Here is a 25,825-nt window from a genome sequence, read left to right as displayed (position 1 = left end):
ACGGGTGCGACATGGTGCCCAAGTGACTTCTGGCGTGGCGGGACGTACTGAATTTTCAGAAATTTCTGAAAATTGGTCCGCCATGAACCTTCCGCCACTCATACAGTCTTTCGTGCTGCACTTCGGCGAGATGGGCAGCCGCTGGGGCATCAACCGCACGGTCGGCCAGATCTACGCGCTGCTCTATGTGTCGCCGGAACCTCTCTGCGCAGATCAGATCGTGGACGGGCTCGGCATTTCGCGCTCCAACGTTTCCATGGGGCTGCGCGAGCTTCAGGCGTGGAATCTGGTGATGCTGCGCCACATTCCCGGCGACCGTCGCGATTTTTTCGCCGCACCCGATGACATCTGGCAGATCCTGCGCACGCTGGCGGAGGAGCGCAAGAAGCGCGAGGTCGATCCCACCCTTTCGGTGCTGCGCGAGCTTCTCATGCAGCAGCCCAGCAGCGAGGAGGAACGTTACGCACAGTCCCGCCTTATGGAGATGAACGGACTCATCGAACAGCTCACGAACTGGTATGATGACGTCAAACGACTCGATACGGAACGGCTGGCGACACTGCTCAGCCTCGGCTCAAAGGTGACGAGGCTGCTCGATGCGAAGGATCGCATCGTCTCGCTTGGCCGCAAACGCAGGGGGGACGGACAACCGTGAGTGCGCTCGACACGGCGATTGCCCGGCAACTGGCTGAGGAACCGGCCCTGCGAAGGCCGGCTGAAGCCGAAATCCCCCAAATTTCGGAGCAGGTTGCGGTCAGGACGAAGCGCCGGCGCCGCGTTTCAAAGCCGTCCGCCTCGCCGGGCAGACTGCCGATCTTTCTTCAGTCGGCGGCATCACTGATCTGGATCGGGCAGGCCGCTCTGCTGGCGCTGGCCATCGGCGACATCGCTGCCGGCACCGGCATGAACGCGGTGATCTGGCCGGCCGTCGGCGTCTTCCTGCTTGGCGTGGTGCGGGCGGGTATGGACCGGGCAGGATCGCGCCTTGCCTTCCTCGCCGCGCGGCGGGAGCTTTCCCGGCTGCGGGATCATGCCGTTTCGGTGCTCGCCACCCGCTCGCCGCTCGATGCGTCGCGCCCGTCATCCGGCTTCGTCGCCAGCACGATGGCCGAGCAGGCCGAGGCGGTGGTGCCCTATGTCGCGCGTTTCCAGCCGCTGCGCTGGCGCGCCGTGATCGTTCCGCTCGCCATCTTCGTTTGCGTTCTGCCGCTTTCCTGGGTGGCTGCCCTGATCATGCTGATCGCGCTGCCGCTGATCCCGATCTTCATGGCCCTGGTCGGCTGGCGGGCGAAGGAGGCGAGCGAGCGCCAGCTTGCCAAGATGGGCGATATGAACGCCTTCCTGCTCGACCGGCTGCGCGGCCTTGCCACGATCCGCAGCTTGGGCGCGGTCGACCGCACGGCGTTGCGCCTGCGCGAGGAAGCCGATCTCCTGCGCAGCCGCACCATGACGGTGTTGCGCATCGCTTTCCTGTCCTCGGCGGTGCTGGAGCTGTTTTCGGCGCTGGGCGTCGCCATGGTGGCCGTCTATGTCGGGTTCCATTTCCTCGGCCAGCTCTCGTTCGGGGCATGGGGCGGGCAACTGTCGCTGACTGAGGGCGTGTTCATCCTCATGCTCGCGCCGGCCTTCTTCGAGCCCATGCGCGACCTGTCCGCCGTCTGGCACGACCGTGCCGCCGGTGTGGCGGCTCTGGAAGCCCTGCAAAAAGTGGCGGCAGCCGGTGAGCCTATCGTTGCCGCCGAGCGGACCGGCACGGCGAAAGCCGATGGCGCCGCTGTGGGCATCGCCATCGACGATCTCCATTTCAGCCATGCCGGACAGGATTGCCCGGAGCATGGTCTTCAGGTCTTCGATGGCCTGTCGCTGGGTATTGCGCCGGGCGAGCGCGTGGCCGTCATGGCGCCGAGCGGTGGCGGCAAGTCCACCCTGCTGGCGCTGATCGCCGGGCTTGCGGTGCCGGAAGCGGGCACCATCCGCATCGGCGGGGAGACCTTGAGGCCGCAGACGGCGGCGCGGCTGCGGGCGGGCATGGCGTGGGTCGGCCAGTCGCCGCATATCTTTGCGGGAACGCTTGCGGGCAATGTCACGCTTGGCCGTCCGGGTCTGGACGCCGCGGTCGACGCCGCGCTCGATGCCGCACGTCTCGGTGACGTGGCACGGGACCGCAGGTCCGTGCTTCTGGGCGAGGGCGGGGCCGGGCTTTCCGGCGGCGAGGCGCTGCGCCTTGCCATTGCGCGTGCGGCCGCAACACCCGGCGTCGGGCTCGTGCTGGCCGATGAGCCGACCGCACACCTCGACCGCCGCACGGCCGGCGAGATCACCGATATGCTGCTGGACATCGCCGAAGGGCGCACGCTTATCGTCGCCACCCATGATCCGGTTCTGGCGGCCCGAATGGATCGTATCGTCACGCTTGGTGACGCAGCCGGGAAAGGGGAGCGGACATGAGCGCTTTGCGGCATCTGCGCGCTGTCGCCGCGCTGTTCTGGTCCGGCAACCGGCCGATGCTGGCAGCCGGTGCGCTGCTGGCGCTGTGCACCGCGCTGGCGGGCATTGCGCTGCTCGGCCTGTCCGGCTGGTTCATTACGGCCACCGCGATTGCCGGGGCCTCCGTGGCGACCGCGCTTGCCTTCGACGTGTTCGCGCCCGCCGCCGGCATTCGCTTCCTGGCGCTTGCCCGCACCTTTTCCCGCTACGGCGAACGACTGGTCACGCATGATGCGACATTGAAGGTGCTGGCGCGCCTGCGCGAGCGGGTGTTCCGCGGCTTCGCCACCGACATGCAGGCGCGCAGCCTCGCGGCCCGTCCGTCGCGGCTGCTGTTCAGGCTCACCGTCGACATCGATGCGCTGGATTCGCTTTATTTGCGCGTTGTGGTGCCGCTGGTGGCGGCGCTTGGTTCGGCGCTGGTGAAGGCTGCCGTGCTCGGGGTCATCGCGCCGGTTCTGGGCATTGGCATCGGTCTCCTGCTCTTTTCGTGCGGGCTCGCCATTCCGGCGGTTGCCGCCGCATGTTCGCAAAAACCGGCGCGGCGGCGCGCCCATGCGCTGGAAGTGCTGCGCTCGCGCACCATCGACCTGATGCGCGGCCAGACCGATCTGGTGATGACGAACAGGCTGGCCGCACAGGCAACGGCGGTTTCCCACGCCGACGCGCGGCTTGCCTCCGCCGACGATGCGCTGAACCGCATCGAAACCAATACGGGCTTTGCCTTCGCCATTGCCGGCGCGGCTCTGCTGGCGATCACGCTGGTCGCCGCTGCCATGCTGGCGGAAAGCGGCGCCATCGGCGCGCCTGTGGCGGCGCTGGCCGTGTTCGTGGCGCTTGCCTGTCTCGAACCCTTCACCGGCCTGCGCCGTGGCGCGCTGGAGCTTGGGCGCGTTCTGCTCTCCGCCCGCAGGCTGGGCCCGAAGCTTGGCGATGCAGCAGATGAGGTGCGCGGCGCCGCCCGCCCCGCTGACTCCACCAATGCGATCGAGATCACGGATGCGACGCTCTCCTACCGCTGCGGCGAACGCCCGGTTCTGCAAGGCCAGTCGCTTTCGATCGCCAAAGGCGAGCGCGTTGCCCTGATCGGCACGAGCGGGGCTGGCAAGTCCACCATGCTGTCGCTGATCGCGGGCGAACTGGTCCCGCAGGCGGGAACTGTCGCCACGCTGCCCGCCACCCTGCTCACCCAGCGCACGGAGCTGTTTCGCGACACGTTGCGCGGCAATCTTCAGCTTGCCCGTGCCGATGCCGGCGACGGTGAAATGATGCAGGCGCTGCACGCAGCCGGACTTGGCACCTTCGTGGCCGAATTTCCCGAAGGCCTGGACACGATGCTGGGCGAGGGCGGCACCGGCCTTTCCACCGGTCAGGCGCGCCGGCTGGCGCTGGCCCGCCTGTTGCTGCGGGACACGCCGGTGTGGCTGCTCGACGAGCCCACCGAGGGCGTGGACGGTGCGACGGCGCGCGATGTCGTCGACTGCATCGGCGCCTGTGCGGAAGGTCGCACGCTCGTCATCGTTACGCATATACGCCGTGAAGCGGAACTGGCCGACCGCATCGTGGTCATGGAGGAGGGCCGGGTGGAGAATGATTTCACGCGCGGCAGCGAAGGCTATCGCAGATTGCTCGACCGGCTGCGGCCGGACTGAGCACAGGGTTCTCGACGCCGGGAAAAGGCGTCACATCAGCCAAGGAGGCCGGAAAGCCGGAGTAGCCATGGAACTCGATATTGTCGATCTGTCGCGACTTCAGTTCGCGATCACCGCTCTGTACCACTTCCTATTCGTGCCGCTGACGCTCGGCCTGTCCGTGGTCATCGCGATCATGGAAACCGTCTATGTGATGACCGGCCGCGACATTTGGCGCCAGATGACCAAGTTCTGGGGCACGCTGTTCGGCATCAACTTCGTCATGGGCGTGGCCACCGGCATCGTTATGGAATTCCAGTTCGGCATGAACTGGAGCTATTACAGCCATTATGTCGGTGACATCTTTGGCGCGCCGCTGGCGATCGAAGGGCTGATGGCGTTCTTCCTCGAAGCGACCTTCGTCGGCCTGTTCTTCTTTGGCTGGGACAAGCTCTCGCGCCTCGGCCATCTGGCCGCGACATGGGCGGTGGCCATCGGCTCCAACTTCTCGGCGCTGTGGATTCTCATCGCCAACGGGTGGATGCAGAACCCCGTGGGATCCTCCTTCAATCCGCAGACCATGCGCATGGAGGTCAACGATTTTGCCGCCGTGCTGTTCAATCCGGTGGCGCAGGCGAAATTCGTGCACACCGTCTCGGCCGGCTACGTCACGGCATCGATCTTCGTGCTCGGCGTTTCGGCTTGGTATCTGCTGAAGGGACGCCATCTCGAACTCGCCAAGCGCTCGCTCACAGTCGCGGCTTCGTTCGGCCTCGCCGCGTCGCTGTCGGTGGTGGTGCTGGGTGACGAGAGCGGCTACCTCTCCACCGAGCATCAGAAGATGAAGCTCGCGGCCATCGAGGCGATGTGGAAGACCGAGCCGGCGCCTGCCGCCTTCACCGCCATCGGCTTTCCCGATCAGGAAGCGCGCAAGACCCACTATGCCGTCCATATTCCGTGGGTGATGGGCCTGATCGGCACGCGCTCGCTGACCACCGAAATCCCCGGCATCGAGGACCTCGTGGCCCATGCCGAGACGCGCATCCGCAACGGCATGGCGGCCTATGGCGCGCTGCAGGAAATCCGGGCGGCCGGCAGCGATGCGGCCATACCGGAAGCCGCGCGCACGACCTTCGAGGAAAATGGCGCGGACCTCGGCTATGCGCTTCTGCTGAAGCCCTATCTCGACGACCCGACGCAGGCCAGCGACGAGCAGATCGCGCAGGCGGCATGGGATACCGTGCCCAACGTTCCGACGCTGTTCTGGACCTTCCGCATCATGGTGGGGCTGGGCTTCTTCTTCATCGCGCTGACGGCCGTGTTCTTCTACCTCTCGGCCCGCCATCAGCTTGACCGCTATCCGTGGCTGCTGCGCGTCGGCGTGTTCGCCATACCGCTGCCGTGGATCGCGGCCGAATGCGGCTGGATCGTCGCCGAATTCGGACGCCAGCCATGGATCATCGAGGGCGTTCTGCCGACAGCGGCTGCCGTCTCCAATCTCGGGGCCGCGACGGTGCTGGCCACCATTGTCGGCTTCTCGCTGATCTATTCGGTGCTGTTCGTCGTCGAAATGGCGCTGATGCTGGCCGCGATCCGCAAGGGTCCGGAGGCCGATCACGCCCCGCGCACCCGGCTTGCACCTCCTTCCCTCGCTCCGGCGGAGTAGATGACATGATCCTGCATGAACTTCTCGACTATCAGACCCTGAGGGTCATCTGGTGGCTGTTGCTCGGCGTGCTGCTGATCGGCTTCGCCGTCATGGACGGTTTCGATCTCGGCACCGGCATGCTCCTGCCCTTCGTCGGCAGGGACGATGTCGAGCGCCGCGTCGTCATCAACACGGTCGGCCCCGTCTGGGAAGGCAATCAGGTGTGGCTGATCCTCGGCGGCGGAGCGATCTTCGCCGCCTGGCCGCCGCTTTACGCCGTGTCCTTCTCAGGCTTCTACCTCGCCATGTTCGCCATCCTGTTCGCGCTGATCCTGCGCCCGGTTGGTTTCAAATACCGTTCCAAACGCGAAAGTGCCGCGTGGCGCAGCGGCTGGGACTGGGCCCTGTTCATCGGCGGCCTCGTGCCGGCGCTGGTGATGGGCGTGGCGGTCGGCAATGTGCTGCAGGGCGTGCCGTTCCGCTTCGGCACGGATCTGCGCATCTTCTATGACGGGACGACGCTGTTCGAGCTGCTCAATCCGTTCGGCCTGCTGTGCGGGCTGCTTTCGGTGGCCATGCTGGTCATGCACGGCGCCTCGTGGCTGGTGCTCAAGACCGAAGGCACGGTTGCGGCGCGCGCCCGCCGCTATGGCGTGGGGGCGGCGATCGCCACGATCGTCCTGTTCGCGCTCGGCGGCATCTGGCTGTGGCTGGGGATCGATGGCTATCACATCACCAGCACGGTGGTGACGGACGGACCCTCCAACCCGCTCGCCAAGACCGTGGAGCGGGCATCGGGCGTGTGGTTCGAGAACTATGGCAACCATCCGTGGATGATCATCGCGCCGGTGCTGGGCTTTGTCGGGGCGCTTGCCAATCTGGCGCTGCAGCGGGGCAGGCGCGAGATCGTGCCGGTGCTCGCCAGTGCCGTCTCGATCCTCGGCATCATCTCGACGGTCGGTCTGTCGATGTTCCCGATGATCCTGCCGTCCTCGCTCGATCCCAACTCCAGCCTGACGGTGTGGGACGCCTCTTCCAGCCACCTCACCCTGTTCATCATGCTGGTGGTGACGGCGATCTTCATCCCGCTCATCGTCGCCTATACGAGCTGGGTCTACCATGTGCTGTGGGGCAAGGTGGACGAGAAGGAAATCCGCGACGGCAGCGGCCACGCTTACTGACGCAAAGGAGACGTGAAATGTGGTATTTCGCCTGGCTGCTCGGCCTGCCGCTCGCCGCCGCTTTCGCGGTGCTGAACGCCATGTGGTACGAGCTCATGGATGATGCCGCCAAGGCGGCCGCGCCGGCGCCGGCTGCGGCCCCGAAAAAGAACAGGTAAGGCACAACCATATCCGGCAACCGCCACACGGAAGTTGCCGGATATGGCCTGCGACAGGGCTATCGTGACGCTGCCTGTCGCAGGCGCAGCAGATCCACCGGGCGGTTGTCGATGATCGCTTCCATCGAAAAATAACCGGTGACGGTCGCCAGATCGAAGTCGGTGATCAGCCTTTGATAGAAAGCGTCATAGCCGGCCATGCCGCGGGTGATCACCTTCACCATGTAATCCCAGTCGCCGCCGATCCGGTAGAAGTCGATGACCTCCGGCAGCTTCTCGACATGCTTGCGAAAGCGTTCCGCCCATTCCTTCGAATGATGGCGCGTGCGGATCATGACGAGCACGGTCAGGTCGAGCCCAAGCGCGGAGAGGTCGATGTCGGCATGCGAGCCGCGAAGGATGCCGTCGCTCGTCAGCCGCTGCAAACGCCGCCAGCAGGCATTCTGCGAAATGCCGGCTTGCTCGGCCAGATCGCGCTGCGACAGCCCGGCCTGCTGTTGCAGGCAGTTCAGAATTCTGAGGTCGATGCTATCAATTTTCGCCATTCTTAGATCATGTGACCCAATTTTTGCCATTCTGTGCATTAAACAGGTGAAGTTTCAACCGATAATCCGCGTAGAATCTTCCATCTCGTATCTTCGAATGGGTCAGAGGTGGGCAAATGACGGTTTCGGCGCAGTTTGGCGGCAGTCCGCTGGACCGGTTTCGGCAGGAACTGGCGCGGGAAGACATCGTGGCGGAGCTGCGCGCCGGCCTGATCGGGGCGGATGCCGTCATCGACGGTCCGTTCGGCGCGAAGCCCATGGTCTATGCCGATTATGTCGCCTCGGGGCGGGCCTTGCGGCAGGTGGAACGCTTCGTGCTGGAAGAGGTGCTGCCCTATTACGCCAACAGCCATACCGAGGCGTCCTGGTGCGGTGGCTTCATGACCCGTTTGCGGCGCGACGCGCGTGCCGTGATTGCCAGTCATTGCGGCGCTGACGAGAGCCACGCGGTCATCTTCACCGGGTCGGGCGCGACCGCCGGCATCAACCGGCTGGTCAGCCTGTTCGGCGTTGCCGAGGCGGTGCGGTCCGGCCGGCGCGTGCGTGTCATCATCGGCCCCTACGAGCACCATTCCAACATCCTTCCATGGCGCGAAAGCGGTGCCGACATCGTGGAAATCGCGGAAGCTGCGCAGGGCGGTCCCGATGCGGGGATGCTTGCCGATGCTCTGGGCGAGACAGGTTTTGATCTGACGGTTTGCGCCTTTTCCGCTGCATCGAACGTGACCGGCATCGTGGCCGATGTTGCGGGCCTGACGCGGATGGTGAAGGCTGCCGGCGCGCTGATGGTGTGGGACTACGCCGGCGGCGGCCCCTATCTGCCGATCGCCATGACGCCGGAAGATGATGCGGTGATCGACGCCATCGTGTTGTCGCCGCACAAGTTCATCGGCGGACCCGGAGCTTCCGGCGTGCTGGTGGTTCGGCGTGATGCGGCGGCGATCAGCAAACCCTCTTGGCCGGGTGGCGGAACGGTGCGTTTCGTAACCTCGCAGGCGCATGACTACAGCGGCAATCTCGAAGCACGCGAAGAAGCCGGCACCCCGAATGTGGTGGGTGATATCCGCGCTGCGCTTTCCGTCCTCGTCAAGGAAGCGATCGGCGCGGACTTCATGCAGCGCCGCAACAGCGAACTGGCTGGCCGTGCCGCGCGCGCGTGGCAGGGCGTCGAAAATCTCGAACTGCTTGGCCTGCCCGTGCCGGGCCGGTTGCCGGTGTTCTCGTTTCGCATTCGGGACGGCCGGGGTGGCTATGTGCATCAGCAACTGGTGACGCGCATGCTGAGCGACCGTTTCGGCATTCAGGCGCGTGGCGGCTGCGCCTGCGCCGGTCCTTACGTGCTGAGACTGCTGTCGATCGATGAGGGACGCGCGCAGGAGTTGCGGCAGGCGATCCTGTCCGGAGACGAGATGGCGAAGCCGGGTTTCACGCGGCTGAACTTCAGCGTTCTGCTCGACGATGACAAGGCGGACTACATCATTGATGCGGTGAGGCAGATGGCCGGCGATGCCGCCATCCATGCGCCGCGCTATGACTTCGATCCCGGCCGGGCGATCTTCTTCCCCGCAAAATCGGCCTGAGCGGGCGCTTCCCGCAGCAAGCCGGTTTCAGGCCACGCCAACGCGTTGCAGCGCCAGTGCCTTCTCGATCGGCAGCGCAGGCGAGAACAGGTACCCCTGTGCGCATGCGCAGCCCATCGATTGCAGGATGCGCGCCTGATCCGGGGTTTCCACGCCTTCCGCCATCACCTCGATGCCAAGCGTCTGCGCGAGGTCTATGACCGCTTTCATCAGCAGGCGGCTTTCCTTGGCGCCTGCCAGATCGTTGGCAAAGCTGCGGTCAATCTTGACCTTGGAAATGCGGCCGTCCTTGAGGGAGGCCAGCGTGGAAAATCCGGCCCCGAAATCATCCAGCACGATCGAGATGCCGGCGCGGGCCAGCCGGCCGAGTTTTTCGCCGACGCGCCCCAGATCGACGGGGGCTTCCTCGGTGATCTCGATTTCCAGCATCGAAGTCGTCAATCCGCGTTCGGCCAGACCTGCGAGGATCATGGTGTCGATGTCGGCTGCTTCGAGTTCCCGGGGGGAAATGTTGATGGCGATACGGATCCCGCTTCTGCCTTCCTCGCGCAGCCTGTCCATCATGTCGCAGGCGTTCCAGAAGACTGTTTCAGTAAGTGCCGGCAGCAGGCCTGTGGTTCGCGCGGTCGTGATGATCTCGGGCGGCGCAATCTGCCCATGCTCGGGATGCTCCCAGCGCAGCAGGCTTTCGAAGCCGACGATCCTGCGCGTGTCGAGGCGTACGATTGGCTGATACCAGCTTTGCAGCTCTCCCGATGCCAGCGCGGCCTTCAGGTCGCGTTCGATGCATTGCTGGCGTCTGAAGGCCCCCTCAAGCACGGTATCGAAGATGCACAGATTGTTCCGCCCCCTGTCCTTTGCCGTGTAGAGAGCAAAATCCGCGCGCAGCAGCATATGCGTGAGATGCGGATCATCGGCAACATGGATGCCGACGGACGCGCCGACCTGAATGGAATTGATGCCGGCATAGGGCCGCGAAATCGAGGCGATGATGCGCAGGGCGAGCTGCTCGGTATCGGCTGCGGCCGCGCGCCCGAAAAGCAGGACGAATTCGTCGCCGCCCACGCGCGCCAGAGTGGCCTCGGCCGGGGCCTCGGCCCTTATCCGTCCCGCGATCTTCAGAAGCAGATCGTCGCCGACGCGGTGGCCGTAGGTGTCGTTTACCGATTTGAAGCCATCGAGATCGATGAGCATCGCCGTGAAGGGGCCATCCGCAGGTTTCAGGCGACTGACGGCCTGCTCAAGTCCGCGCCTGTTCAGAAGACCCGTAAGCGGGTCTTCTCTGGAATTCTTCTCCATTTTACCGGCATGGTGATTGGCTTCATATTTGAGCCTGCTCGTTTCGCGAAAACGCTCCTGCCCGAGGAAGGAGCTTTTCACCAGCCCTCCGAAAAACAGCGTGCTCGTGAAGGCGAGAACGTAGTCGTCGAGCTCTCCACCCATGATCATGCACACCACGACCGCAAGCAGCGGGGGAGCCATGAACAGAATGGGAAGCGCCGCATAGCAGGCACTGTAAGATACCGCGCCGGCCGAGATGCCGGCAACGATGACCAGATAAACGGGTGTTTCGGGAGCCGTGAAGCCGTCCGAGATAACGGCGACATATGCCCAGGCAACGCCCGCCAGAAATGCCAGCGCCATGTAGCCGCGCAGCCATTTCGAGAGCGTTGCGTAGTCCTGTTTTTCCAGCTCTTCATCCTGCGGCTGGCGCAGCGCCAGGAGAATGCGCGCGCCATTGACCACGTTCACGATCACGAGCCAGGCGAGCGTCGTCCAGTCGGCGCCGGAAATGGATTTGACAAGAACGATCAGCACGGAAAGCACGGTGCTGATGGGCATCGAAATGAGAAGGCTGGCTCGCAGATCAGCGAGCTGATCGCGCAGAACGCCCAGCTCAACCCCTTTTTGTCCTGCCGGAAATGGCATCTCGTTCGCGCGCTTTGACACTCTCATCCCGCCGTCTGATACGGTAGCAGGTTGAAGAACGCATTAACGCTTTCACCCGCCATCACGGCAAGCCATCATGCGGAATGAAAATCCGGTTTATGGGGAATTCGTGCGATTTGTTCTGTTAGGGTAAACGACGCGAGCCTCAGCTGTTGTTCACTCAATCTGAAGATCGTGCAGACATCGGCCGCAGCGTCGTCATCAGCCGACGGGATCGGCGATCGTGTTCTCGATGGCGGCGATATTGAGTTCCAGATAGGCAACGCGCTGAATGGTGCTGTTGCTTGGCAGCGCTTTGTTTCTGGCTGCTTCCAGCAGCAGAGCGGCCTGCTCCTTGCGCAGCATCTTCGAAAGGTTCTGCAACTGAGATTTTTCTTGACCCGTCATGAAGCCGGTATAGCGACAGGAGCCACATCACTCAAGCATTGTCATGACATAAAGCCGGCAAGAAGAAGCTGATCCGCCACGGCCCGGAATCAGGGAAGTTGGTGGAGCTGAGGGGGATCGAACCCCTGACCTCGTCATTGCGAACGACGCGCTCTCCCAGCTGAGCTACAGCCCCATCAGCAGGATGGCGCATTTATGTGCGGCGGGCGAAAACTGTCAAGCGTGCAATTTTGTGTTTTCGCCCGCAAAGCCGAGGCCATGCAGGACTTGCCGGTCCGGGCCGCAATGGCTACATGTCGTCAACAATCGGAGACCCGCATGATCGCCCTTATCCAGACTGTCGTCCTGGCGCTTGACCTCTACTGGTGGATCATCATCGCCTCGGCCATCTTCTCCTGGCTCTATGCGTTCAACGTCGTCAATCCGCGCAACCAGTTCGTCGGAACCATCGGCAATATGCTGTTTAGGCTGACCGAGCCGGCGCTGCGGCCGATCCGCCGTTTCATGCCGGACCTTGGCGGCATCGACATCTCGCCGATCATCCTGCTGCTGGTGCTGTTCTTCGTACGCCAGTTCCTGCTGATGAGCGTGGCGCCTCTGTTCCTGTAGGACAGGTAGTGGATCTGCCATGCAGGCTTCGGGACGACGGGCTCGACCTCTATGTACGGCTTACGCCGAAATCGTCGAAGGACGAGCTGGGCGGCGTCGAAGCTTCAGCTGACGGGAAGATTTACCTCAAGGCGCGCGTTCGTGCAGTACCCGAAAAGGGAGCTGCCAACATGGCGCTGGAAAAGCTGGTTGCAAAGAGCCTTGGCGTGCCTGCGACGACGGTGCAGGTGGTGGCGGGGGGAACCGCGCGGCTCAAGACGGTGCGGATAAGCGGAGAGCCGCTGACGCTTCAGCAGAAGCTGGAGCAGACCCTGTCGCGGTGATGGTGTCACCTAACGGGGTCTGCTGAAAAAGCTTACTTCGAGGCGCGGGCGCGCTCGAGGCCTTCGACGATCATCTGACGGGCGCGGTCCGCACCGTGCCAGCCGCCGATCTTGACCCACTTGCCGGGTTCCAGATCCTTGTAGTGCTGGAAGAAGTGCGCGATCTGGTCGAGCGAGATCTGCGGCAGGTCGGTATAGTCGTGGACGTTTTCGTAGCGCTTGGTGATGTGCGGGGACGGCACGGCGATGATCTTCTCATCCTGACCGGCATTGTCTTCCATGATCAGGACGCCGATCGGGCGCGCATTGATCACGCAACCCGGCACCAGCGCGCGGGTATTGCAAACCAGAACGTCGACCGGATCGCCGTCGCCGGACAGCGTATGCGGCACGAAGCCGTAATTCCCGGGATAGCGCATCGGCGTGTAGAGGAAGCGGTCGACGAACAGCGTGCCGGCTTCCTTGTCCATTTCGTACTTGATCGGCTCGCCGCCGACCGGAACCTCGATAATGACGTTGACGTCTTCCGGAGGGTTGTTTCCGGGCGATATGGCGTCGATGCGCATGTCTGGGCCTCTTGGTTTGCAGAATTCCCGGCACGGCACCGGCGGGTGTCGTTGCGGGAACGAGATGAAAATCAGGGAGAGACTGCATCCTGAAACGACGCAGCATCACGTCCTGCGCGTCGCAATAGCGGGGCTTTCCGTCGCAGGCAATGCGACGGAACGAACCGATTGCACATTTGATCCCGAAAAAGACGCCGGCTGTTGCAATCGAGCGTTCAGCAGGAGTGGAGAGCGAAGCGTCTGCAGGTCACTCCCAGATGAAAGCGACCTTCTTCAGGGCTTTCTGCTCGAAGATCTCGACGCCTTCGGCGACATCGCGGCCGCCGGCTCCCGCATAGAAGGCCAGCGCATTGTCGTTTTCTTCCAGAGCCCAGACCACGAGGCCCTTCAGGCCATGTTCGGCCAGACGGCGGCGCGCTTCGGCAAACAGACGGCTGCCAAGGCCGATGCCCTGATATTCGGGGCGCAGGTAAAGCTCGTAGATTTCGCCCTGCTGGGAAAGCTCACGCGCGCGGTTGCGCCCAATGGTGGCATAGCCCGCGATGACGCCGCCGATTTCCACCACGAGAACCGTGGCTGCACGCCGGATGGCATTGGCCCACCAGTCGCTGCCGCGGCGGTTGATCATCGAGGTCAGGGCCTTGTGGGGAATGATGCCGGCATAGGCGCCCTGCCATGCCTCAAGGTGAACGCTCGCTATTGCGACTGCGTCGCGCGGCTCGGCTCTGCGGATGTCGATGGCCAGGGTCTTCATAATTCCTTAACCATAATCTCCGCGCGCGGCAGAGCGCAAGACCCGTGCCGGTTTTCCTGCCCGGGTTGCACACAGGAAGTCTTGTCCGTCAGATTTCGATCAGATGGTCGTCGAGTTCGTTTTCGTTGCCGGGCGAGAGGGGGAAATGCTCTGCCAGAACGGATCCGACCGATCCGATGGCCTGAACGAAGCCGTCCGCCAGCCGGTCCTGATGCGCATGTGCGGTAAGATCGCGGATCGTGTCTTCCCACAAAAGTGGGTCGACGCGACTGCCGATGCCGACATCCGCGATGACTTCGGCATAGCGTTCGGCCAGCGAAACGAAGATCAGCACGCCGGTGCGGCCGGCCGTGCGGTGCACATTGCGTCCCAGAAACTGGCGCCGTGCATTGTCGCGGGCGGCACGGTGGCGCATCTGCCATGGCACCAGATGAATGCGCAGCGCCGGCACTAGCCACAAAAGCGCCAGCACGGCAGCCACTGCGGCAAGCTGCTTGAGGATGAAATGCGGCAGGCGGATCGATACCCACCAGTATTCGGACACGAAGGCGACGGCGAGGCTGGCGAGCAGGATGCCGATCATCGCCATGCAGGCGGCGGGAAAGAAGTAGCCGTCGCTCTGGCGGGCGACGACGCAGTAGATTTCGCCGTCGGTTTTCGCCTCCGCCTCGCGAATGGCGGCAGCCACGCGCTCGCGGTCGGCTTCGCTTATGGGTTTCGTCGCCATCTACCAGCCTCCAGATGCGCCGCCGCCGCCGGACGAGCCGCCGCCGCCCGAGAAACCACCGCCGCCGGACGACCAGCCACCGCCGCCGCCGGATGACCAGCCGCCACCGCCCGAGCGGCGCGAAGAGCCGCTGCTGCGGTTGACCTCGAAGACCATGCCGAGCCAGCGATAGCGGCCGGGTCCGATCTTTTCGCCGAAGATGGGCGGCAGGATCGCCATGGCGAAGCCGCCGAAGAACAGGATCGCCCAGATGGTGATAAACAGGACCGGAATCCAGTCCTCGATGTCGTTGCCGCTGGCCGGGTTGCGCCTGCCGCGCGCCTCCAGTTCCTCCGGATTGCCGTGCAGCACCATGATGATGTCGTCGATGGCCTTTTCGATGCCGCCGGAAAAGTCGCCGGCGCGGAATGCCGGCACCAGATCGTTTTCGATGATCAGCCGGCTGTGCAGGTCGGTGAGCGTACCTTCGAGGCCGTAGCCGACCTCGATGCGCATCTTGCGGTCATCGCGCGAAATCAGCAGCAGGACGCCGTTGTTCTCGCCGGCCTGCCCGAGCTTCCACTCCCGGAACAGCCGGTTGGCGTAGGGCTCGATGGCCTCTCCGTCGAGGTCTTCCACCGTCGCGACGACGATCTGGTCCGAACCTTCTTTCTCGAAATCCGCCAGCTTCTGCTCCAACAGGACGCGGGTGGCGGCATCGATCATGCCGGCCTGATCGACCACGCGGCCGGTGAGGGCGGGCAGGGCGGCGCCCAGCGCCACGGCAGGCAGCAACAACCCCATCAGGAAGATGGCCAGCATCTTCCTGAAACCACGGTGTGGGGCCCGCTCCGATGCGAGGCAGTGCCGGGTCATCAACTCACCTTGCCAGATCAGCGCGCGCGGACGCTCAGCCGCCCTGACCGGTGCCGAAGTTCACCCGCGGGGCCTGCATCTTGTCCTCGTCCACGGTGAAGTTCTGGAATGGCTGGTTGGAACGGAACCACAGGGTCGCCCAGATCACCGAGGGGAAGGTGCGCAGGGTGAGGTTGTAGTCGCGCACCGCCTGAATGTAGTCGCGGCGGGCGACGGCGATGCGGTTCTCGGTGCCTTCAAGCTGGGCCTGCAGGGCAAGGAAATTCTGGTTCGCCTTCAGGTCGGGATAGTTCTCGACCACGGCCAGCAGGCGCGACAGCGCGCTGGTCAGGCCGGCCTGATTTTCCTGAAACGCCTTGAAGGCATTGGGGTCGGACAGCGTTTCGGGCGTGACGGTCACCTGCGTGGCTTTGGCGCGCGCTTCGACCACGCCTTCAAGCACGTCCTTTTCGTGGCTGGCGTAGCCCTTCACGGTCTCGACCAGATTGGGGATGAGGTCGGCGCGGCGCTGATACTGGTTGAGGACCTCGCTCCATGCCGCCTTGGCGTTTTCTTCCGCCGTGGGGATCGTGTTGTAGCCGCAGCCGGCCAGAAGCGGCAGCAACAGTGCCATGATCAGGAGCGTGGGCATGGTGCGCAGCGCAAAAGGCAGGGGGTGGCGGCGGGCGGCAATGGACTGAACGGGCATGGGCAGGTCTCTCAGCTGCGGATGGTGGACCAAGAAATAGCACAAACAGACGCGGAGAAAATGCCCGCCATGTGCGACAGCCGTGTTATAGGCAAAGAAGAGCCGATACCATGGCTTCGGAACGAATGGCCCATGTCAGGGATATCGTTATGGCAGCAGACAGGAATGACAGGCGGGAACAGGAATCGCGCCGCATTCTGAAAGGGATCGCAAGCGAGGCCGGCCCCGGCCAGTCTTCGCTGGCCGCGCGCGTGTCGAAGCGTGCGCACGATCATCTGACGGCTGTCGATGCCGACCAGTCCGATCGCATAGAAACATGGGGCACACGCATCGGCCGTGTGCTGGGCATGGTGATCATGATCGGTCTGGCCGTGTGGCTGTTCCGCCTTCTCGTCAGCAACGGATAAAGCATGACCTCGCATCTTCCCGTGCCGAAGCCGGCCGTCATCGTCATTTCCAGTCATGTCGCGCGCGGCACCGTGGGCAACCGCGCGGCGGTGTTCGCGCTGGAGACGCTGGGTTTCCCGGTGTGGGCCGTGCCGACGGTCATGCTGCCCTGGCACCTGGGTCACGGACCGGGAACGAAGATCGTGGCGCCGCCCGAACAGTTCGCGGCCTTGCTCAGGGACCTTGAGGGCTCGAAGTGGCTGGGTGAGGTCAGGGGTGTGCTGTCCGGCTTTCTTGGCGATTACCGGCAGGCCGATGCGGTCGCTTCGCTGGTGCGTGCCGTGAAGCAGCGCAATCCGGACGCGCTTTACGTGTGCGATCCGGTCATGGGCGATGTGGGCGGCCTCTATGTGCCGCAGGCGGTGGCCGAGGCGATGCGCGACCAGCTCATGCCGCTTGCCGATATCGCTACGCCCAACCGTTATGAACTGGCGTGGATGAGCGGGCGCGAGCTGACCGATCTGCCGTCGCTGGCGCAGGCAGCGCGCGCCGCGCCACCGCGCACCATGCTGGTGACGTCTTCACCCGCCGCGATTGCCGGTCGCGTCGGCAATCTGCTGGTGGAGGGCGAGCAGGAAATGTTCGCCGAACATGATCTGGTGCGCAATCCGCCGAACGGCGTCGGAGACCTCACGGCCTCGCTCTATCTGGCGCATGTGCTTGGCGGCGATACCGCGCAGGAGGCCCTGCACGCAACGACGGCTTCGGTCTATGAGGTGCTGAAAAGAGCGGCGCAGCGCGGCAGCAACGAGTTGCAGATCGAGACGGATGCCCACAGCCTCCGGCATCCCGAAACGGAAGTTTCGGTGCGGCAATTGCAGGCCGTGTAACGCCGGCGGTCAGCATTTTATTCGGCCTGCGTTGCGATTCTTCGTTGATCGGCAGGCCTCTTTCCCGTTAGACCGGCCCCAGCCAACACAGGCTGTCCGCCATCCCCAACGGAAAGCAACCGCCGGCCATGACCCATCTGCCCGAACACCTCCTCAACGGCTACCGCAATTTCATGCAGGGCCGCTACGCTTCCGAGAGTGGCCGATATGTCTCGCTGGCGCGGGAGGGGCAGCATCCTGATACGATGATCGTCGCCTGCTGCGACTCGCGTTCCGCACCTGAAACCATTTTCGACAGCGGACCGGGCGAGCTGTTCGTTTTGCGCAACGTGGCCAATCTGGTTCCGCCCTATGAGCCGGATGGAGAATTCCATGCCACCTCAGCGGCGCTCGAATTCGCGGTGCAGAGCCTGAAGGTCAAGAACATCGTGGTCATGGGCCATGGCCGTTGCGGCGGCATCAAGGCGGCCCTCAGCAACAATGCGCCGCTTTCTCCCGGAGATTTCATCGGCAAGTGGATGAGCATGATCGGCCCGGCCGCCGAAACCGTGGCATCCAGCACGCTGATGACGGCTTCCGAACGGCAGACGGCGCTGGAACGCATCTCCATCCGCTATTCGCTTGCCAATCTGCGCACTTTCCCGTGCGTGAACATACTGGAGAGCAAGGGCCGGCTGACGCTATACGGCGCATGGTTCGACATCTCCACCGGCGAATTGTGGGTGATGAACAAGGAAACCGGCGATTTCGAGCGGCCGGAACTTGGCTGACCCTTTTCGCGTTTGATGCGGGAAGAGAATCGTTCGGGGAACTGGCCATGTCTTCCGTGAAGAGGGCCCTGCTGGCGTTGACTGCGGCACTTCTGCTCGCGGCCGGCGGCGCGCGAGCCGATAATCAGGTCATCGAGCGCTGGTATGCCGCGCTGCTCACGGCCGACCGCGACACACTCGCCGAACTACTCGCCGACGACGCCCGCATCAGTCTCGATGATCTCGACGTTATTCAGGACAAGCAGGAATTTCTCGATTCCATGGACGAGTGGGAGAACGCCGTCACCGGCGCCTCCATCCGCCACCGGGTGGAGAAGCAGGATGAGGGCGTCACCACCGTCATGGTCTGCTACGACTTTCCCGACAACCGCATGCTGATGCAGGAAACGTTCGCGGTGAGCGACGGACGCATCACGGCGAGTTCGCAGGCCGAAGTCGCCGACAATTGCGACGGTTACTGAGCCCGGCCTGAGCATGGCCCCGAGCACGGCCGGGCAACGGTTGCAGAGAGCGGCCGGCGGGCCTACATCGGCGGTACGAGAATTCAATCGCCGAAAGTTGTTTCATGTCCTCTGCAAAGACAATCGACCTTGCCGCCCATCCGCTCACGGCATGGAACGGGCCGCTTGGCCTGCCTGATTTCACCCGCATTTCCGATGCCGATTTCGGGCCGGTGTTCGACGCAGCCTTCGCCGCTCACGAAGCCGAGATCGAGGCCATCGCCGGCAATGCAGAAGAGCCGACGATAGAGAACACGCTGGCAGCCCTTGAGCTTTCCGGTCAGGCGCTGGAGCGGGTTGCATCGATTTTCTGGTGCAAGGCGGGCGCCAATACCAATGAGGCCATCCAGAAGCTGGAGCGCGAGATTTCGCCGAAGATGTCGCGGCATTTCTCGGCCATCTCCATGAACGAAGAGCTGTTTGCCCGCATCGATGCGCTGTATGCGAAGCGCGCCGATCTGGGCCTCGATGCGGAAACGCTGCGCGTTCTGGAAAAGAGCTGGAAGGGCTTCGTGCGTTCCGGCGCAAGGCTTGACGCCGACGGCAAGAAGCGGCTTGCGGCCATCAACGAGGAACTGTCGTCGCTCGGCACCGGCTTCGGCCAGAACGTGCTGGCCGACGAGCGCGACTGGGCATTGTTCCTCGACGCGGGCGACCTCGCCGGCCTGCCGGATTTCCTGAAAAGCGCGATGGCCGAAGCGGCTGCCGCGCGGGGGCAGGAGGGTCGCTATGCGGTGACGCTGTCGCGCTCGATCTACGAGCCCTTCACCACCTTCTCAGAGCGCCGCGATCTGCGCGAGGCGGCGTGGCGCGCTTTCACCTCGCGCGGGCAGAATGGCGGCGCGAGCGACAACACCGCGCTGGTGCGCGATACGCTGAAGCTGCGTGCCGAAAAGGCGAAGCTGCTCGGCTATGACAGCTTTGCCGCGCTGAAGCTCGACGACACCATGGCCAAGACACCGAAGGCGGTGCACGACCTGCTCGCCCCGGTGTGGAAGAAGGCGCTGGAAAAGGCCGGCGAGGACCAGAAGGAACTGGAGCGGCTGGCGACAGAGGCCGGCAGCAACGAGCCTTTCGCGGCATGGGACTGGCGTTATTATCAGGAGAAGCTGCGCGCCGAGAAATTCGCCTTCGACGAGGCCGAGCTGAAACCCTATCTCCAGCTTGAGCGCATCATTGCCGCGTGTTTCGACGTGGCCGGCCGCCTGTTCGGCATCAGCTTCGAGGAAAAGACCGGCATCGCCGGATGGCATGAGGATGTGCGCGTCTTCGTGGTGAAGAACGCCGACGGTTCGGAGCGCGGCCTGTTCCTGGCCGATTATTTCGCGCGTTCATCGAAGCGCTCGGGCGCGTGGATGAGTTCATTGCAGTCCGGCTACAGGCTGGGCGATGGCTCGACGCCGATCATCTACAACATCATGAATTTCGCCAAACCGCCGAAGGGCGAGCCGGCGCTGCTGTCCATGGATGAGGCCAGAACTCTGTTCCATGAATTCGGCCATGCGTTGCACGGCATGCTGACCGAAGTGACGTGGCCGAGCGTGTCGGGCACCTCCGTCAGCCGCGATTTCGTGGAACTTCCCTCACAGCTTTACGAGCACTGGCTGACAGTGCCTGCCGTGCTGGAAAAGCACGCGCTGCATTACCGCGACGGCAGTGCGATGCCGAAGGCGCTGCTCGACAAGATGCTGGCGGCGCAGACGTTCGGAGCCGGCTTCGCCACGGTCGAGTTTACCGCTTCGGCGCTGGTTGACATGGCCTATCACGCGAGGCCGGACGCGCCGCAGGAGCCGCTGGCCTTCGAGGCCGAGACGCTGGCCGGGCTCGACATGCCCGACACCATCGCCATGCGCCACCGCACGCCGCATTTTTCCCATGTGTTCTCAGGTGACGGTTACTCAGCCGGCTACTATTCCTACATGTGGTCGGAAGTGCTCGATGCGGACGCCTTCTCCGCCTTCGAGGAAAGCGGCGATCCCTTCAATCCGGAACTGGCCAGGCGCTTGCGCGAAAACATCTATTCGGCCGGCGGCTCGAAAGATCCGGAAGCGCTTTACACGGCATTCCGGGGCAAGATGCCGTCGCCCGAGGCGATGATGGCCAAGCGCGGGCTGGTCTAGCCACCAGCCTTCGGGCTCGCATCGATCAGCAGTTCGGCATTGCGGGCGACGGCTTGTGCCGGACCGCCGGCACCGAAGAGCTGGCCGGAAATATAGGCGCCTTCGATCAGCAGCAGCAGGCCGTCGCCGAGTGTGTCGGCATCGGCCGCGCCCATGCCGCGCGCCATTTCGCGCAGGCGCCGGCGCAGTTCGCGCTTGTTGTCCTCGCTCACCCTGCGGGCCGGATGGTCGGCTTGAGGATATTCCACCGCCGCATTGGTCATGCCGCAGCCGCGATAGGCAGGGGTCTGCGTGCGCTGGCCGACGCGGGTGAGGAAGGCAAGGATCTGGGCGCGCGGGTCGCCGGGATGCGCCGCCACAGCGTCGTCGAACCGCTCCCAGAATTCGCGGTCATATTGCCTCAGATAGGAGGCGGCCAGTTCGTCCTTGGAGGAAAAGGCGCGGTAAAGGCTGGGCTTGGCGACGCCCGCCGTCCTGACGATCTCGTCGACGCCGATCGCCCTGATGCCCTGCCGGTAGAACAGGTCGCGCGCGACATCGAGAATCCGCTTTGCCGCCGCCGGCTGGCGATCTTTTCCGGCTTGGCCTTCAATTTTGCTGTTCTGTGCCATCAGCGAAGTTCACTTGACAATGTTACCGATCGGTACGTACAGCTTGCGTGTTGAAACGTACCGGTCAGTTACATGATAGCCAGATCCGCTCCCTTTGGCCAGCGCTACGCTTTTGTGGTCGTTGCCGTCATCTTCCTGTGCCTGCTGATCGCGGCGGGGCTGCGCTCGGCTCCGGCCGTGATGATGCTGCCTCTGGAAGAGAGCCTTGGCTGGGGCCGCGACAGCATTTCCTTCGCGGCCGCCGTCGGCATTTTCCTTTATGGCCTTGCCGGGCCGTTCGCCGCCGCACTGATGGAACGCATCGGTCTCAGGCGTGTGCTGCTGGCCGCGCTGGTGCTGATGTCGGCAGCGACGGCGCTCAGCCTGTGGATGACGCAGCCATGGCACATGGTGCTCACATGGGGCATCCTTTCTGGGATCGGATCCGGCGCGGTCGCCACCGTGCTCGGCGCCACCATCGTCAACCGCTGGTTCAAGACCAATCGCGGCCTGGTCATGGGGCTGATGTCGGCGTCCAGCGCCTCCGGCATGCTGGTGTTCCTGCCACTGCTGGCGGCCCTTGCCCAGTCGGGCGGATGGCGGCCGGTGGCGCTGACGGTTTCCATCGCCACGGCGGCACTTTTGCCGCTGGTGTGGTTTCTGGTGCCGGAACGCCCCGCCTCTGTCGGCCTTGTGCGCTACGGTGCGGATGCCGATGATGCGCCGCCAGTGCCGCCCTCGGCACGCGGCAATTTCTTCGTCCACACGCTGTCGACCCTGAGGCGGGCCGCCGGCACGCGCATCTTCTGGTATCTGTTCGCCACTTTCTTCATCTGCGGTTTCACCACCAACGGGCTGGTCGGCACGCATCTCATCGCGTTTTGCGGCGACATGGGCATCAACGAGATTCAGGCGGCGGGGCTGCTGTCGCTGATGGGCGTGTTCGATCTGATCGGCACCACGCTGTCCGGCTGGCTGACCGACCGCTTCGATCCGCGCAAGCTGCTGTTCATCTATTACGGCATTCGCGGCCTGTCGCTGATGTATCTGCCTTATTCAGGCTTCTCGGCCACGGCCCTCATCGTCTTCGCCATTTTCTACGGCCTCGACTGGATCGCCACGGTGCCGCCAACGCTGCGGCTGGCCAATGAAGGTTTCGGCGATGCGGCGGGTCCGCTGGTGTTTGGCTGGGTGGTGGCCGGCCATCAGGTGGGCGCGGCGGCGGCCGCCTATTTCGGCGGCATCATGCATGAGTTGCAGGGCGACTACGAAATGGCCTTCCTGATCGCCGGGCTGACCGGGCTTGCGGCGGCCTGCATCTCGATGCTGATCGATACCAGCAAGCCGCAAAGCGATCCCGAGCCGCAACCGGCCTGAGTGAAGAGATCAGCCGGGGAAGCAGGCGAGCGGCACGTTCGGCCAAACTGCATCGGCGCAGCCGGCCTCGCGCTGGCGCTCGCGGAAGGCGGAGCTGACCGGGCCGGTCACCATGTGGTCGACGCCGTCGGGCGCATCGGCAAAGAGCTGCTGGGCGGCGGTGACGGACAGGACCCTGTCCTCGCTGTCGCCCTTGACTGAGGTCATGGAATGGGCTGCACCGCCTGCGAGGACGGCGGCCATGCACAGCATGGTGAGGCGGAATCCGGTTCGCGCTGCAGTCGGCATGGCCATGTCCAATCGCCTTTCGGAAAGGGTTCGCTGTACCCTTGGTTAACGAAACTTTATCGCATCCGGACCCTTAACAAATCGTAAGCGGCGATTTTCTTTGGCCGCTGCCCTTTCGCATTTGCGAAAAAACCTGTAAGAGCGCGCCAACCGAAATTGATGGCGTGGGCGGCCGGACCCGCTTTGGCTGCCGCCGTCAGTACCCCAGAGAAGATACCAATGAAACTCCGTAACATCGCGATCATCGCGCATGTTGACCACGGCAAGACGACGCTGGTCGATGCGCTCCTCAAGCAATCCGGCTCCGTCCGCGACAACCAGCGCGTCGCTGAACGCGTCATGGATTCCGGCGATATCGAGAAGGAGCGCGGCATCACCATTCTCGCCAAGGCGACTTCGGTGGAGTGGAAAGACGCCCGCATCAACATCGTCGACACCCCCGGCCACGCCGATTTCGGCGGCGAGGTGGAGCGCATCCTCAACATGGTCGACGGCGTGATCGTGCTGGTCGACTCGGCCGAAGGCCCGATGCCGCAGACCAAATTCGTGGTCGGCAAGGCGCTGAAGGTCGGCCTTCGCCCCATCGTTGCCATCAACAAGATCGACCGTCCCGACGCCCGCGCCGATGAGGTCATCAACGAGGTGTTCGACCTGTTCGCAGCGCTCGACGCCACCGACGAGCAGCTCGACTTCCCGATCCTCTACGGTTCGGGCCGTGACGGCTGGATGGCCGCCAGCCCCGAGGGCCCCAAGGATCAGGGCCTCGCGCCGCTGTTCGACCTGGTTCTCGATCACGTTCCGGCCCCGAAGGTCGGCGATGGCCCCTTCCGCATGATCGGCACCATTCTGGAAGCCAATCCCTTCCTTGGCCGCATCGTCACCGGCCGCATCGAAAGCGGCACGCTGAAGCCGAACCAGCAGGTCAAGGTTCTGCACCATGACGGCACGGTTCTGGAAACCGGCCGCGTGTCCAAGATTCTCGCCTTCCGTGGCATCGAGCGCCAGCCGATCGAAGAGGCGCAGGCAGGTGACATCGTTGCCATCGCCGGCCTTTCCAAGGGCACTGTCGCCGACACGTTCTGCGATCCTTCGCTGAACGAGGCGTTGCCGGCCCAGCCGATCGATCCGCCGACCGTGACCATGAGCTTCATCGTCAACGATTCGCCGCTGGCCGGCACCGAAGGCGACAAGGTGACGAGCCGCGTTATCCGTGACCGTCTGCTCAAGGAAGCCGAGGGCAGCGTGGCGCTCAGCATCGAGGAATCCGCAGACAAGGATTCCTTCTATGTGTCGGGCCGCGGCGAGTTGCAGCTCTCGGTTCTGATCGAGACCATGCGCCGCGAGGGCTTCGAGCTTGCCGTGTCGCGTCCGCGCGTCGTCATGCAGAAGGACGAGAACGGCCAGATTCTGGAGCCGATCGAGGAAGTCGTCATCGACGTCGACGAGGAGCACGCCGGCATCGTCGTGCAGAAGATGAGCGAGCGCAAGGCCGAGATGATCGAGCTGCGCCCGTCCGGCGGTGATCGCCAGCGTCTCGTCTTCCTCGCTCCGACCCGCGGCCTCATCGGCTACCAATCCGAACTGCTGACCGACACGCGCGGCACGGCGGTGATGAACCGCCTGTTCAATTCCTACCAGCCTTACAAGGGCGAGTTGGGCGGACGCACCAACGGCGTTCTGATCTCCAACGAACAGGGCGAGGCTGTCGCCTATGCGCTGTGGAATCTGGAAGATCGCGGCCCGATGGTCATCGATCCCGGCGTCAAGGTCTATCAGGGCATGATCATCGGCATTCACTCCCGCGACAACGATCTGGAAGTGAACGTGCTGAAGGGCAAGAAGCTCACCAACATCCGCGCCGCCGGCAAGGATGAGGCCGTGAAGCTGACCCCGCCGATCCGCATGACGCTGGAGCGCGCACTGTCGTGGATCCAGGAAGACGAGCTGGTGGAAGTGACGCCGAAGTCGATCCGCCTGCGCAAGCTCTATCTCGATCCCAATGAGCGCAAGCGCTTCGAGAAGCAGAAGGTGGCCGGCGCGGCCTGACCGCACCCAGCCTCATCATCAACAGAAAAAACCCGGCGTCATTGGCGCCGGGTTTTTCATATCGATTTAAGAACCAGATGACGTCTGGTCAGGTCGCCTCAAAAGATTATGATCGCCGCATCAGCCTGGAGCTTGCGGAATGGACCTGACCTCTCTGCTCATCTTCGCCGCGGCATTGTTCGTTGCCGCCGGCTCTCCGGGGCCGTCCGTGGCGGCGCTGGTCGCGCGGGTCATTTCCACCGGCTTTCGCGGGGTGTTCCCGTTTCTTCTGGCGCTCTGGATCGGGGAGGCGATCTGGCTGTCGCTGGCCGTTTTCGGGCTGGCCGTGGTCGCCCAGACTTTCCATCTAGCCTTTCTCATCCTGAAATGGGCTGGTGTCGGATATCTGCTTTTTCTCGCGTGGAAGATGTGGACGGCCCCTGTCGAGGCGCACGGCGCGCCCCTGCCGCAGTCAGGTTCCTCCCTGAAAATGTTTTTCGCGGGTCTGGCGGTGTCGCTCGGCAACCCCAAGGTGATGATGTTCTATCTGGCGCTGCTGCCGACCATCATCGATCTGCAATCCGTTACCGTGCTGGGCTGGCTTGAACTGACGCTGACCATGGTCGTGGTTCTGGTCATCATCGATGTCTCATGGGCGCTTGCCGCCGTTCAGGCACGCCGCCTGCTGAAGAGCCGGCGCGCCATGCAGATCGCCAACCGCATCAGTGCTGTGACCATGGCGGGTGCCGCCGCCGCGATTGCCGGGCGCTCCTAATGGTTCAGCGCATG

At 63.8% G+C, this 25,825-nt stretch carries 27 protein-coding genes and 1 tRNA gene; 17 read left to right on the top strand and 11 right to left on the bottom strand.

From position 1 onward, the window contains the following. The first annotated feature begins 82 nt into the window (after positions 1–82). The 6 genes from MIC97_RS09235 to cydX all read left to right on the top strand — a co-directional run bounded on the left by MIC97_RS09235 (position 83) and on the right by cydX (position 7,105). The gene (locus MIC97_RS09235) at positions 83–655 is read left to right on the top strand and encodes a GbsR/MarR family transcriptional regulator (RefSeq protein WP_239799781.1); all 573 of its coding nucleotides are present in this window, start codon (positions 83–85) and stop codon (positions 653–655) included. Next, the gene (gene cydD / locus MIC97_RS09230) at positions 652–2,448 is read left to right on the top strand and encodes a thiol reductant ABC exporter subunit CydD (RefSeq protein ID WP_239799780.1); all 1,797 of its coding nucleotides are present in this window, start codon (positions 652–654) and stop codon (positions 2,446–2,448) included. Before MIC97_RS09235 ends, cydD begins: the two co-directional genes overlap by 4 nt. Further along, on the top strand, positions 2,445–4,139 hold the full coding sequence (gene cydC, locus MIC97_RS09225) for a thiol reductant ABC exporter subunit CydC (RefSeq protein ID WP_239799779.1): 1,695 nt from the start codon (positions 2,445–2,447) through the stop codon (positions 4,137–4,139). The genes cydD and cydC overlap by 4 nt, the downstream gene beginning before the upstream one ends. A gap of 67 nt (positions 4,140–4,206) precedes the next feature. Further along, positions 4,207–5,784 (top strand): cytochrome ubiquinol oxidase subunit I, encoded by a 1,578-nt coding sequence (locus MIC97_RS09220; protein ID WP_239799778.1) that lies wholly within the window; start codon positions 4,207–4,209, stop codon positions 5,782–5,784. Between the two features lie 5 nt (positions 5,785–5,789). Beyond that, on the top strand, positions 5,790–6,947 hold the full coding sequence (gene cydB / locus MIC97_RS09215) for a cytochrome d ubiquinol oxidase subunit II (RefSeq protein ID WP_239799777.1): 1,158 nt from the start codon (positions 5,790–5,792) through the stop codon (positions 6,945–6,947). Positions 6,948–6,964: 17 nt separating this feature from the next. Beyond that, positions 6,965–7,105 (top strand): cytochrome bd-I oxidase subunit CydX, encoded by a 141-nt coding sequence (cydX, locus tag MIC97_RS09210; protein WP_239799776.1) that lies wholly within the window; start codon positions 6,965–6,967, stop codon positions 7,103–7,105. 59 nt (positions 7,106–7,164) lie between these two features. On the opposite strand, the gene MIC97_RS09205 is transcribed toward cydX, so the two are convergent. Next, positions 7,165–7,650: an Lrp/AsnC family transcriptional regulator gene (locus MIC97_RS09205; RefSeq protein WP_239799775.1), complete on the bottom strand. Its 486-nt coding sequence runs from the start codon at positions 7,648–7,650 to the stop codon at positions 7,165–7,167. Between the two features lie 116 nt (positions 7,651–7,766). Here MIC97_RS09205 and MIC97_RS09200 point away from each other — a divergent pair, with 116 nt between their 5' ends. Next, positions 7,767–9,230 (top strand): aminotransferase class V-fold PLP-dependent enzyme, encoded by a 1,464-nt coding sequence (locus tag MIC97_RS09200; protein ID WP_239799774.1) that lies wholly within the window; start codon positions 7,767–7,769, stop codon positions 9,228–9,230. 27 nt (positions 9,231–9,257) lie between these two features. On the opposite strand, the gene MIC97_RS09195 is transcribed toward MIC97_RS09200, so the two are convergent. The 3 genes from MIC97_RS09195 to MIC97_RS09185 form a co-directional block, all read right to left on the bottom strand. Next, positions 9,258–11,180 carry a bifunctional diguanylate cyclase/phosphodiesterase gene (locus MIC97_RS09195; protein WP_239799773.1) on the bottom strand — a complete coding sequence of 641 codons (1,923 nt, stop codon included), beginning with the start codon at positions 11,178–11,180 and terminating at the stop codon, positions 9,258–9,260. 201 nt (positions 11,181–11,381) lie between these two features. After that, positions 11,382–11,543 (bottom strand): hypothetical protein, encoded by a 162-nt coding sequence (locus MIC97_RS09190; RefSeq protein WP_239799772.1) that lies wholly within the window; start codon positions 11,541–11,543, stop codon positions 11,382–11,384. Between the two features lie 123 nt (positions 11,544–11,666). Then, a tRNA-Ala gene (locus tag MIC97_RS09185) sits at positions 11,667–11,742 on the bottom strand. 143 nt (positions 11,743–11,885) lie between these two features. Between MIC97_RS09185 and MIC97_RS09180 the strand changes: the two genes are divergently transcribed. Together MIC97_RS09180 and MIC97_RS09175 are read left to right on the top strand one after the other, a co-directional pair. Next, the gene (locus MIC97_RS09180) at positions 11,886–12,176 is read left to right on the top strand and encodes a YggT family protein (protein ID WP_239799771.1); all 291 of its coding nucleotides are present in this window, start codon (positions 11,886–11,888) and stop codon (positions 12,174–12,176) included. A gap of 8 nt (positions 12,177–12,184) precedes the next feature. Then, positions 12,185–12,499, top strand: a complete 315-nt coding sequence (locus MIC97_RS09175; protein WP_239799770.1) for a DUF167 family protein — start codon at positions 12,185–12,187, stop codon at positions 12,497–12,499. 32 nt (positions 12,500–12,531) lie between these two features. On the opposite strand, the gene ppa is transcribed toward MIC97_RS09175, so the two are convergent. The 5 genes from ppa to MIC97_RS09150 form a co-directional block, all read right to left on the bottom strand. Next, positions 12,532–13,065, bottom strand: a complete 534-nt coding sequence (gene ppa / locus MIC97_RS09170; protein WP_239799769.1) for an inorganic diphosphatase — start codon at positions 13,063–13,065, stop codon at positions 12,532–12,534. A gap of 247 nt (positions 13,066–13,312) precedes the next feature. Then, on the bottom strand, positions 13,313–13,819 hold the full coding sequence (locus tag MIC97_RS09165) for a GNAT family N-acetyltransferase (RefSeq protein WP_183824760.1): 507 nt from the start codon (positions 13,817–13,819) through the stop codon (positions 13,313–13,315). 88 nt (positions 13,820–13,907) lie between these two features. Further along, on the bottom strand, positions 13,908–14,546 hold the full coding sequence (locus MIC97_RS09160; protein ID WP_239799768.1) for a TPM domain-containing protein: 639 nt from the start codon (positions 14,544–14,546) through the stop codon (positions 13,908–13,910). Further along, positions 14,547–15,347 (bottom strand): YgcG family protein, encoded by an 801-nt coding sequence (locus MIC97_RS09155; protein ID WP_239801075.1) that lies wholly within the window; start codon positions 15,345–15,347, stop codon positions 14,547–14,549. An 88-nt stretch (positions 15,348–15,435) separates the two neighbouring features. Further along, positions 15,436–16,089 carry a LemA family protein gene (locus tag MIC97_RS09150; protein ID WP_239799767.1) on the bottom strand — a complete coding sequence of 218 codons (654 nt, stop codon included), beginning with the start codon at positions 16,087–16,089 and terminating at the stop codon, positions 15,436–15,438. Positions 16,090–16,238: 149 nt separating this feature from the next. On the opposite strand from MIC97_RS09150, the gene MIC97_RS09145 reads away from it, so the two are divergent. The 5 genes from MIC97_RS09145 (at position 16,239) to MIC97_RS09125 (ending at position 20,756) form a co-directional block, all read left to right on the top strand. Next, complete coding sequence (locus MIC97_RS09145) at positions 16,239–16,496, top strand: hypothetical protein (RefSeq protein WP_239799766.1); 258 nt, start codon at positions 16,239–16,241, stop codon at positions 16,494–16,496. Between the two features lie 3 nt (positions 16,497–16,499). Then, complete coding sequence (pdxY, locus tag MIC97_RS09140; RefSeq protein WP_239799765.1) at positions 16,500–17,366, top strand: pyridoxal kinase PdxY; 867 nt, start codon at positions 16,500–16,502, stop codon at positions 17,364–17,366. Positions 17,367–17,494: 128 nt separating this feature from the next. Beyond that, positions 17,495–18,136 carry a carbonic anhydrase gene (locus MIC97_RS09135; RefSeq protein WP_183824743.1) on the top strand — a complete coding sequence of 214 codons (642 nt, stop codon included), beginning with the start codon at positions 17,495–17,497 and terminating at the stop codon, positions 18,134–18,136. A gap of 47 nt (positions 18,137–18,183) precedes the next feature. Beyond that, positions 18,184–18,597, top strand: a complete 414-nt coding sequence (locus MIC97_RS09130) for a DUF4440 domain-containing protein (RefSeq protein WP_239799764.1) — start codon at positions 18,184–18,186, stop codon at positions 18,595–18,597. A gap of 104 nt (positions 18,598–18,701) precedes the next feature. Then, positions 18,702–20,756: a M3 family metallopeptidase gene (locus MIC97_RS09125; RefSeq protein ID WP_239799763.1), complete on the top strand. Its 2,055-nt coding sequence runs from the start codon at positions 18,702–18,704 to the stop codon at positions 20,754–20,756. Here MIC97_RS09125 and MIC97_RS09120 read toward each other — a convergent pair. Beyond that, positions 20,753–21,367, bottom strand: a complete 615-nt coding sequence (locus MIC97_RS09120; RefSeq protein ID WP_239799762.1) for a TetR/AcrR family transcriptional regulator — start codon at positions 21,365–21,367, stop codon at positions 20,753–20,755. The genes MIC97_RS09125 and MIC97_RS09120 overlap by 4 nt on opposite strands. Before the next feature lie 72 nt (positions 21,368–21,439). Between MIC97_RS09120 and MIC97_RS09115 the strand changes: the two genes are divergently transcribed. Then, the gene (locus tag MIC97_RS09115) at positions 21,440–22,723 is read left to right on the top strand and encodes an MFS transporter (protein ID WP_239799761.1); all 1,284 of its coding nucleotides are present in this window, start codon (positions 21,440–21,442) and stop codon (positions 22,721–22,723) included. Positions 22,724–22,732: 9 nt separating this feature from the next. Here the strand turns inward: MIC97_RS09115 and MIC97_RS09110 are convergent, their stop codons facing one another. Beyond that, the gene (locus MIC97_RS09110) at positions 22,733–23,017 is read right to left on the bottom strand and encodes a hypothetical protein (RefSeq protein WP_239799760.1); all 285 of its coding nucleotides are present in this window, start codon (positions 23,015–23,017) and stop codon (positions 22,733–22,735) included. Between the two features lie 213 nt (positions 23,018–23,230). Here MIC97_RS09110 and typA point away from each other — a divergent pair, with 213 nt between their 5' ends. Then, positions 23,231–25,057 carry a translational GTPase TypA gene (gene typA, locus MIC97_RS09105; protein ID WP_239799759.1) on the top strand — a complete coding sequence of 609 codons (1,827 nt, stop codon included), beginning with the start codon at positions 23,231–23,233 and terminating at the stop codon, positions 25,055–25,057. 139 nt (positions 25,058–25,196) lie between these two features. Continuing rightward, positions 25,197–25,811 carry a LysE family translocator gene (locus MIC97_RS09100; RefSeq protein ID WP_239799758.1) on the top strand — a complete coding sequence of 205 codons (615 nt, stop codon included), beginning with the start codon at positions 25,197–25,199 and terminating at the stop codon, positions 25,809–25,811. Positions 25,812–25,825 lie beyond the last annotated feature (14 nt).

The organism is Aquamicrobium sp. NLF2-7 (genome assembly GCF_022359935.1).
Lineage (GTDB): Bacteria > Pseudomonadota > Alphaproteobacteria > Rhizobiales > Rhizobiaceae > Mesorhizobium > Mesorhizobium lusatiense.
The sequence above is the reverse complement of the archived record's forward strand: the minus strand, read 5'-3'. Positions and strand labels throughout refer to the sequence as shown.